Below are 9,483 nucleotides of genomic sequence, written 5' to 3'. Positions count from 1 at the left end.
GTTGACAGTATAGAAATCATCGATCCGACCAGGTTCTGGTCGAACACACAATATTTGGTAATAGAAATTAAACAATAGCATCATGAGCAAAAACACACCAATTAACTTTGATGTTGTCAGGTCCAAAATCGAATCACTCAATATTCCGGATCTTAGCAAGGCCACGATTCGCGAAATTGTGAAGGTCGTGGATATGATACAGGCAGAAACAGGTGACAAATACATCCGAATGGAAATGGGTGTTCCCGGTTTGCCACCCGAAAAAATCGGTATAGAAGCCGAAATTGCTGCCCTGAAAGCCGGTGTAGCAAACAATTATCCGAGCATTGAAGGTATTCCGGAGTTAAAAAAGGAAACTGCCCGTTTCATTAAAAACTTTATGAATATCGACATAAATCCTGAAGGATGCGTGGCCACAACAGGCTCAATGCAGGGCGGATACGCCTCTTTCCAGGCTGTAAGCAGCATGGACAAAAAGAAAGATACAGCTTTATTTATCGATCCGGGATTTCCGATCCAAAAACAGCAATTTAAAGTTATAGGCGCCAAATTTCAATCTTTCGATGCCTATGATTACCGTGGAGAAAAACTTAAAGACAAATTAGAAGAGTTTCTCAGCAAAGGAAATATCAACAGCATTATTTTTTCAAATCCTAATAATCCAAGCTGGATTTGCCTGACAGATGAAGAACTCAAAATAATTGGAGAACTTGCCAACAAATACGATGTAATCGTAATAGAGGATTTGGCCTATTTTGGAATGGATTTCCGCCAGGACTTCTCAACCCCGGGGCAACCACCATTCCAACCATCTGTTGCCAATTATACAGATAATTGGATTATGTTGATATCCAGCTCAAAAGTATTCAGCTATGCAGGTCAACGAATGGCTGTAATGGCCATATCAGACAAGTTGTATAATCGGTCATATCCCGATTTACAAGAGCGATTTGGAGCTGACAAATTTGGATATGCCATTGTTTATCGTCTTTTATATTCCCTCAGCTCAGGCGCTTCTCATTCAGGCCAGCATGCCCTGGCAGCGATGTTTAAAGCTGCCAGCGATGGTAAATTCAATTTTGTTGAACCGGTAAAAGAGTATGGTGAAAGGGCTAAAATTATGAAAAAGCTCTTCACAAAATACGGTTTCGAGATTGTGTATAACAAAGACCTGGACCAGGATCTTGCTGATGGTTTTTACTTTACCATCGCCTATCCCGGCATGAATGGCGGAGAACTGATAGAAAATTTATTATATTATGGTATCAGTGCCATATCACTGCGCGGGGCAGGTAGTACACATGTAGACGGATTACGCGCCTGTGTTTCGCAAATTCAAAGGTCGCAGTTTGATGACCTTGAGTACAGGTTAAAACGTTTTCATGAAGACTTCCCCAACTAATTATTTGTAAAGATGATAAATTGGGAATATCAGAGAAATAGAAACTCTTGAAATGTTAAAAATCAGTTAATTATAAGTAAATTTGTGTAACTCAAAACTATATTAAACACTACTACTATGGCAAAAGTAAAAGGAGCAGTCGTTGTAGATACAGAAAAGTGTAAAGGATGTAACCTTTGCGTTGTAGAGTGCCCTACCAATACATTGGCATTATCGCCTAATGTAAACGGAAAGGGTTACAACTACGCTTACATGGAAAATCCTGATGCTTGCATCGGATGTGCCAACTGTGGGTTGGTATGTCCCGATAATGTAATAACCGTTTATAAGGTTAAATTACAAGAAGCATAACAATGTATTTACAATCATCAATCACTAAACACTAAAACGCTCAAATAATGGGAGAATTAAGATTAATGAAGGGTAATGAGGCCATCGCCGAAGCAGCTATTCGTTATGGCGTTGACGGATACTTCGGATACCCCATTACACCTCAATCGGAAGTTATAGAAACGCTTATGGCCCGTAAACCATGGGAAGAAACAGGCATGGTTGTTTTGCAGGCCGAAAGCGAATTAGCAGCTGCCAACATGCTTTATGGCGGAGCAGCCTGCGGTAAAAGGGTTATGACCTCATCGTCGAGCCCGGGTATCAGCCTTAAACTCGAGGCAATATCATATATGGCCGGAGCAGAACTACCTGCACTCATTGTAAACGTTGTACGTGGTGGCCCCGGTTTAGGAACAATACAACCAGCACAGTCGGATTATTTTCAGGCTACCAAAGGTGGCGGGCACGGAGACTATCAGTTAATCGTGTTAGCGCCCAATTCAGTGCAGGAAATGGCTGACTTTGTTGAAGATGGACTTGACCTGGCTTTTAAATACCGCAATCCTTCAATGATTCTGACCGATGGAATGATTGGACAGATGATGGAAAAGGTTGAATTAAAAGACTTCAAAACACGCCTTACCGAAGAAGAGATTATAGAAAAATACGGAGATTGGGCAACAACCGGAAAAACAAAAAACCGTGATAAAATTGTTGCCACATCACTAGAACTCCAGTCAGAGCTGCAAGAAAAATTCAATCATAAACTTCAAGACAAATACCGCGAAATAGAAGCCAATGAGGTACGCTATGAAACCACTATGGTAGATGACGCAGAGTACCTGCTTGTTGCATATGGTTCTTCATCAAGAATTTGTATGAAAGCTGTTGAAATGGCACGCGATAAAGGTATAAAAGTTGGCTTGCTCAGACCCATAACGCTCTATCCATTCCCTAATAAAGAGCTAAATTCACTTGCCGATCAGGTAAAGGGAATGCTGAGTGTGGAGATGAGCGCTGGTCAAATGGTTCAGGACATTAAACTTGCAGTTAACGGTAAGATACCTGTTGAGCATTTCGGACGCTTTGGTGGTATAATACCCAGTCCTGAGGAAATTGTAAACGCACTTGAAGAAAAAATTATTAAAGGCTAAGCAATCATGGATGTAAAAGATATTATCAAGGAAGAAAACCTTGTCTACAAAAAATCCGAAGTTCTGACCGACAATGTAATGCACTATTGTCCGGGATGTACACATGGTGTTGTACATAAAGTTATAGCTGAAGTGATAGAAGAAAAAGACATTCAGGACAAAACCATTGGCGTATCGCCAGTAGGCTGTTCAGTATTGGCTTATAACTATATTGACATTGACTGGCACGAGGCTGCACATGGTAGAGCCCCTGCAGTTGCAACAGCAGTTTCACGCTTAATGCCAGACAAGTACGTATTCACATATCAGGGCGATGGTGACCTGGCATCTATTGGATCAGCTGAGATTTTGCACGCCTGCAACCGTGGCGAAAACATTGTTGTGGTATTCATCAACAATGGTATTTACGGAATGACAGGTGGTCAAATGGCACCCACAACGCTTCCCGGCATGGCAACATCTACAAGCCCTTTCGGTCGTGATGTTAAACTTGCAGGAAATCCGTTAAAAATGACAGAAATTGTGGCCGGATTACCCGGAACATGCTTTGTAACCCGCCAGTCGGCTGAAACTGCCGGTGCTGTGCGAAAGCTCAAAAAAGCAATTCGTAAAGGTTTCGACAATGCCGGTGAGCACAAAGGTACTTCATTCATCGAAGTAGTTTCAACATGTGCGTCAGGCTGGAAAATGGCTCCTGATGCTGCAAATGAATGGATGAAAGACAACATGTTCCCTTATTACGAAAAAGGAACACTTAAAGACGAATAGTGTCTAATCACCAAAATTAAAAGAAAATGAAAGAAGAAATCATTATAGCTGGATTTGGCGGTCAGGGCGTACTATCTATGGGTAAAATTCTTGCTTATTCAGGAATTATGCAAGATCAGGAAGTAAGCTGGATGCCATCTTATGGCCCTGAAATGCGTGGCGGAACAGCCAATGTTACTGTTATCCTCAGCGATAACAAAATTAGTTCACCCATACTGAATACATTTGACACGGCCATTATCCTGAACCAGCAATCGCTCGACAAATTCGAAGAAGCAGTTAAGCCCGGTGGATTGTTACTTTACGATCCAAATGGTATAGTGAACCCGCCCAAGAGAAAAGACATTAACATATATAAAATCGAGGGCGCTGAAGAAGCTGCTAAAATGGGTAATCCCAAAACATTTAACATGATTGTTCTGGGAGCTTTCTTAAAGGTAAAACCCATTGTAAAAACTGAAAATGTTAAGAAAGGATTGGAAAAATCACTTCCCGAACGATACCACAAACTCATTCCGCTCAATATTGAAGCAATAACAAAAGGACAGGAAGTAGTTCAGGAAATCCAAAAAGTATAAAATCACAACCATTCATGAAAAAGCGGATTTGATTAAATCCGCTTTTCATTTTTAATTAAAATGTTCATTAAAATAATTATTATAGGATTTGGAGGTTTTCTTGGCACCATTAGCCGCTTCTTATTGCAAAAAGTTATACAAGAACAGGCGACCTCCTCTTTTCCATGGGGAACACTTATAGTAAACATTCTGGGAAGCTTTATTATTGGGGTGGTATTTGCACTCTCGGTGCGCCACAACTACTTATCTCCTGTTTGGCGTAATTTTTTAGCTATAGGTTTTTGTGGTGGGTTTACCACATTCTCTTCTTTTTCGCTGGATAACTATCAGCTTTTGGCACATAACCAGATTTTATTTACAATTTTATATACAGCAACCTCTGTGATTTCTGGTTTATTATTCTTATATTCAGGCATATTAGCAGTAAGATTTTTTTCGTAATTGCCCGATGAAGAAGTACGCCTGAAAGTGTGCTTGAACAGGCAGAATCAAATATAGCTAAGATGCAGTATAATTCTAAAAAAAAATTACGTATAATTACTGGAGAAAATGCCATGTACAGGCATACACCACTGCATGAAGCAATTATTTATGCAGCAAAAAAATCAGGTATGGCTGGCGCCACGGTATACAGAGGCATAATGTCGTATGGTGAAAAAAGTCAAATAAGAAGTTTTAGGTTTTTTGCCCTTTCTCAGGATCTGCCGGTTGTCATAGAAATTATTGATTCAGAGAAAAAAATCATCGAATTTCTGGAAATTTTGAAAAAAATGATGGAAAAATGCAACGAAAAGGGGCTAATTACAGTAGAAAGTACTAGTGTTATTCAATTTGAATAATATATTTTAACGATTTATAATGTTAATAAATTGTTTTTTTAATTATATTTGCATTTACTAACCACAAATATCCGCACAATGAAGAAACTTGCAGTTGTCCTCATTACACTTATTCTGGCGTCTTCTACAAGCACAGCCCAAAATACTGCTAAACTTCAATCCATTTTTATCTACAACTTCATTAAATTGATTGAATGGCCCGCTTCCTATAAATCAGGAACATTTAATATTACTGTACTCGGTAACGACCAAATATATACCGAGTTAATGAACCTTGCCAAGGTAAAAAAAGCTGGTTCACAGACCATAAAAGTCAAAAAAATAAACAGCCTCGGAGAACTTGCAAACCCCCACATCCTGTATATCCCCAAAACCAAAGGGTCAAAAGTTAGTGATGCCAAAACCAGCATAGGATCAAAAGCCACATTATTGATATCAGACACGAATAATGGAACTGGCAAAGGTTCCGACATCAACTTCGTTGTGGTGGGGAATAAACCAAAATTTGAAATCAAAACATCATCTGCCCAGTCAAAAGGCCTTAAAATTAGTTCAAATCTTGTTAATCTGGGCATAAAGAAATAAACCGACATGTTACCAATACCAGACTTATAGACTGGTAATTGAAAACGTTGCTTTCTCGGAATAAGATTTCGATTGTAGTGCTGCACATTAATACACAAGTTTTTAATGGGTAAAATTTATAGCCTCATAAAACAGCTAACTATGATTATGGTCTTGGGTATAACAAGTTTTAATGCCTTTGCCCAATATGATAATGATGTGTATAATTTAACCCTTGAAGAGTTATTAAGCATAAACGTTATTTCTGACTCAGCACAGGATATTGAGCCTTCTTATGAAATTTCTATTGAAGATTTAATGAATCTTGAGCTTGTCAGAGAACTAAAAGTTGAGCATTACCTTGATGTATCGTACGATATCCCTATTGAAGATTTAATGCAGGTGAAAATAGATATAAAAAGAAAAGCAGGCATTGAGCCTACCTATGAAATGTCGCTTGAAGGTCTTACAACGCTTGAAATTAAAGAAAACGTAACTGTTGTGGAAAAAATAGGACTCACCTATGACCTTTCACTTGATGGTGTAATGAAGTTATCGCTCAAAAACGCCCCGGATTAGAGCTTTTAATCTAAAACAATTTTAATTGATTGCCATCTGCCTTTTGTTTTGCTGAAGATTTCTCCTTAAACTGCTCAGTAAGTGCTTTATTAATACGCTTTAAAAAAGGAGAAACTTTAAGTTTCTGTTGCTGATTAAATAAGAAACGTTGATTGGCATGCGACAACCATAAATTTCCTTTTGCCCTTGTCATAGCTACATACAGCAAACGTTCCTCCTCTTCTGAGTCTACCTGCTCCCTAAACATGTGAAAAGGCATAATGCCATCTTCCAAACCCGGAATAAAGACAGTATCAAATTCCAGTCCTTTTGCTGCATGCATTGTAAGTAATTGTACAGCCTCAAGTTTATTGTCTATTGCATCTGCACCCCAACCGGTTTTTAATCGCGTGAGAAATGTTTTACAATCTAACCCCTCAGCCATTGAGCGCATCATTTGATATTGCGTTTGGTCAAATTCATATTCTGCCCTGAGTCTATTTGTAATAAATTTCAGCGTTTCTGCTGCAGGTTCGTTTTCAGGTATTTCTTGCACCAGCGAAAAGGTTTCGGCTTTTAATTCCTTTTGCAAATGCGGCAACTGGTAGTACCTGAAGTTCAGTAAATTAATCACAATAGACCATGGTGTTTTTTTCCAGAAAGGCTCCTCTCCTGCTTCCTGGAAAGGAATATGATGATCCTTCAAAGCTTTTTTCAGTGCATCTGACTGGCGGCGCGTGCGCATTAATATAGCAATATCTGATAAACTGACTTCAGCGTCATCATTGCTTGCTACCACCTGGCTATCTTTTGAAAAGAAACCCATACCACCTGTTAAAACTTCAATCTTACGGGCAATTCCTTCAGCCTCGGCAGCACCGGAAGCATAGGCCGATATTTTAATTTTCACTCCTTCATTTATACCTTTCAGTGCACTGGTTTCTGAAGATAGCACATTGGCCGAAGATGCCAAAATACGCTGACTACATCTGTATGATTGCTGTAAGCGGTAAATAGTTGCCTGTGGAAAGTCTGCTACAAACCTGCGCATATATTTTACAGAAGCACCCCGAAATCCATAAATGGCCTGGTTGGGATCTCCGACCACATATAAATTAGAATTTGCTCCATCGATAAGTTGATTAAGTAATTCGTACTGAACCGGATTAGTATCCTGGTATTCATCTACTAAAATATGGCTGAAGCTTTGCTGCCATTGTTTGCTTATTTCCTTGTTTTCTTTCAATAACTTTACGGGACGATAAAGTAAGTCATCCAGGTCGAACAAATTATTGCTGATCAGATAATCTTCATATTGGTCCAGCAGTTGAATGTCTGCATCTGATAGCGCTGACACAATATTTTGTTTATACAGACTAATTTGTACTGCACTTTGCTTTACCTCCCTTAGTTTTTCACCAGTTAATTGTTGCAAAATTGCAACTGTCTCATCGGGATCGATGAGCATGAAACCAGTTTTACGCTGCAAATCCTCAGCATGTTCATTACAAATAATAAATCCTAGTCCATGAAAGGTATTGGTTGTCATTTGCAGAGCTTCCTCATTGGTTTGCAACAAATCAGCCAGCCGTGCTTTTATCTCCCCTGCGGCCTTATTTGTAAATGTAATTGTAGCAATTTTCTTTTGCGGAACAAGCCCATTGTGAATCAGGGAATAGACATGGGCAGTTAATGTTTTAGTTTTTCCAGTACCGGGTCCAGCTAGTACCATTGCAGGGCCGGACTCATGCAGAGCTGCTTTTTCCTGCGAACTATTCAGGGCTGAAAGCGGGCCTGTGGCATGCTGTTTTTCATATACAGGACTTTCCGGCTCTTGCACCACAGATTGCCGTGTGAGATGAACAGAATGATGTAACCGCTGAAGAGCCTCAAGGTCGAAATTCAACAATGGCCTTTCTTCAGGTAAATCAATATTTTGGGCATCTTCGTTAAATAACGAATCACCGGATTGCATTTCTCTTATTTCGCCCGGTTTAAACACGGTGATTTTTCCATATTCACCATCATACCCTTCCTGAATATAGACTTTTCGGGCCCGCATACGCTCAATGCCCTCAGCCAGCAAAGGAAAGCCCTGCTGGCTGATATCATCAACCGGCTTTTCGAGCAAGATGTGCATCTCATTGCCGAGCGTTTTCAAAACCTCTTCAAACTGTTTTCCTACTCTTTTTGAATTTGGTCCTACGCCCTCGATTCCGGCAAGCATTTCCCGTAATGGAATAATTGAATAAAATGGTTTTCGATTTTTACGTTCACTGAGTTCTTTCCTGTCTGATAACTCGGCTACACGGTTCATCACACCTTCGGTCACTTTTTTACCGCACACCGGGCAAATTCCTCCGGCCTCAATAACTTCTACCGGGTTCAAACACACTTTACATTTTCTATGCCCGGCATAATGATATTTGCCCTCCTGGGGAAACATGTCAATGGTTCCTTTAAAACCCTTATTTCCGCCATTTCTCATAGCTTCAATTATATCATCATAGTTGAGTTCGGTATCGAACCAGTTGGCATTTCGTCCGAGCTTATCGGGTGAATGTGCATCGGAATTCGACAACAATGTGAACTGATCAAGTTCAGAAATCATCCAGTTCATTGCCGGATCTGTGGACAAACCTGTCTCTACGGCATGAATATACTTTGTCAGATCATCATAACACTCATGAATACTGTCGAAACCCGATTTAGCACCAAGTGCCGAAAACCATGGTGTCCAAATATGTGCAGGAATGAAAAAAATATGCTCATTTGCTTCAAGCGCTATCTCGAGTAAATCGCGGGAGTCCAGACCAAGAATCGGACGACCATCACTTTTCAGGTTACCACCAATACTTTCCAGCTTATGATTAATTTTGTGAACAGTCTGAAAATCAGGAGCGCAAATCACGTTATGCACCTTCCGTGTTTTATCGTGCTTTTTATAAATATTACTAATCTCTGAGGTTAGCATAAACCGAACCACTCCTTTTGGTGCAACTTCTTTCAGACGAAACTCCTCTTTCAGTTTAAACAAACCCTGTTCGGCAGGTTGTAATTTTTGCTGCAATTCATCGAGCCAGCCGGGATGGGTAAAATCACCTGTTCCAATAACATTGATACCTTTCTTCCTACCGAATAACTCAAGATATTCAGGTGTCAATTGTTTACTTGTTGCGCGGGAGTAATGCGAATGAATATGAAAATCGGCAATAAGCTTCATAATCGTCTTTTTCACGAATTTAGGGTAAGCCAGCCAGAATATGAGCAAATACATTTAGAAGTTATTT

General features: G+C 39.8%; 10 protein-coding genes. 9 read left to right on the top strand and 1 reads right to left on the bottom strand.

Going from position 1 to position 9,483, the window contains the following annotated elements:
- Positions 1–82: 82 nt before the first annotated feature.
- The 9 genes from VJ937_RS01110 to VJ937_RS01070 all read left to right on the top strand — a co-directional run bounded on the left by VJ937_RS01110 (position 83) and on the right by VJ937_RS01070 (position 6,214).
- Positions 83–1,402, top strand: a complete 1,320-nt coding sequence (locus VJ937_RS01110; RefSeq protein ID WP_324065079.1) for a pyridoxal phosphate-dependent aminotransferase — start codon at positions 83–85, stop codon at positions 1,400–1,402.
- Between the two features lie 117 nt (positions 1,403–1,519).
- Positions 1,520–1,753, top strand: a complete 234-nt coding sequence (locus VJ937_RS01105) for a 4Fe-4S dicluster domain-containing protein (RefSeq protein ID WP_324065078.1) — start codon at positions 1,520–1,522, stop codon at positions 1,751–1,753.
- Between the two features lie 44 nt (positions 1,754–1,797).
- Complete coding sequence (locus VJ937_RS01100; protein ID WP_324065080.1) at positions 1,798–2,886, top strand: 3-methyl-2-oxobutanoate dehydrogenase subunit VorB; 1,089 nt, start codon at positions 1,798–1,800, stop codon at positions 2,884–2,886.
- A gap of 6 nt (positions 2,887–2,892) precedes the next feature.
- The gene (locus tag VJ937_RS01095; protein WP_057951619.1) at positions 2,893–3,654 is read left to right on the top strand and encodes a thiamine pyrophosphate-dependent enzyme; all 762 of its coding nucleotides are present in this window, start codon (positions 2,893–2,895) and stop codon (positions 3,652–3,654) included.
- Positions 3,655–3,680: 26 nt separating this feature from the next.
- Positions 3,681–4,232 carry a 2-oxoacid:acceptor oxidoreductase family protein gene (locus VJ937_RS01090; protein WP_324065077.1) on the top strand — a complete coding sequence of 184 codons (552 nt, stop codon included), beginning with the start codon at positions 3,681–3,683 and terminating at the stop codon, positions 4,230–4,232.
- Positions 4,233–4,292: 60 nt separating this feature from the next.
- A complete protein-coding gene (gene crcB, locus VJ937_RS01085) occupies positions 4,293–4,673 on the top strand; it encodes a fluoride efflux transporter CrcB (RefSeq protein WP_324065076.1) in 381 nt (126 codons plus the stop codon).
- Between the two features lie 62 nt (positions 4,674–4,735).
- Positions 4,736–5,071 carry a DUF190 domain-containing protein gene (locus tag VJ937_RS01080; RefSeq protein ID WP_324065075.1) on the top strand — a complete coding sequence of 112 codons (336 nt, stop codon included), beginning with the start codon at positions 4,736–4,738 and terminating at the stop codon, positions 5,069–5,071.
- Between the two features lie 78 nt (positions 5,072–5,149).
- A complete protein-coding gene (locus VJ937_RS01075; protein ID WP_324065074.1) occupies positions 5,150–5,656 on the top strand; it encodes a YfiR family protein in 507 nt (168 codons plus the stop codon).
- A gap of 147 nt (positions 5,657–5,803) precedes the next feature.
- On the top strand, positions 5,804–6,214 hold the full coding sequence (locus VJ937_RS01070; protein ID WP_324065073.1) for a hypothetical protein: 411 nt from the start codon (positions 5,804–5,806) through the stop codon (positions 6,212–6,214).
- A 10-nt stretch (positions 6,215–6,224) separates the two neighbouring features.
- On the opposite strand, the gene VJ937_RS01065 is transcribed toward VJ937_RS01070, so the two are convergent.
- The gene (locus VJ937_RS01065; protein WP_324065072.1) at positions 6,225–9,470 is read right to left on the bottom strand and encodes a UvrD-helicase domain-containing protein; all 3,246 of its coding nucleotides are present in this window, start codon (positions 9,468–9,470) and stop codon (positions 6,225–6,227) included.
- Between the last annotated feature and the right edge of the window lie 13 nt (positions 9,471–9,483).

This window comes from Salinivirga sp., from assembly GCF_035268865.1.
Lineage (GTDB): Bacteria > Bacteroidota > Bacteroidia > Bacteroidales > Salinivirgaceae > Salinivirga.
This window is presented reverse-complemented; position numbering and strand designations above follow the sequence as displayed.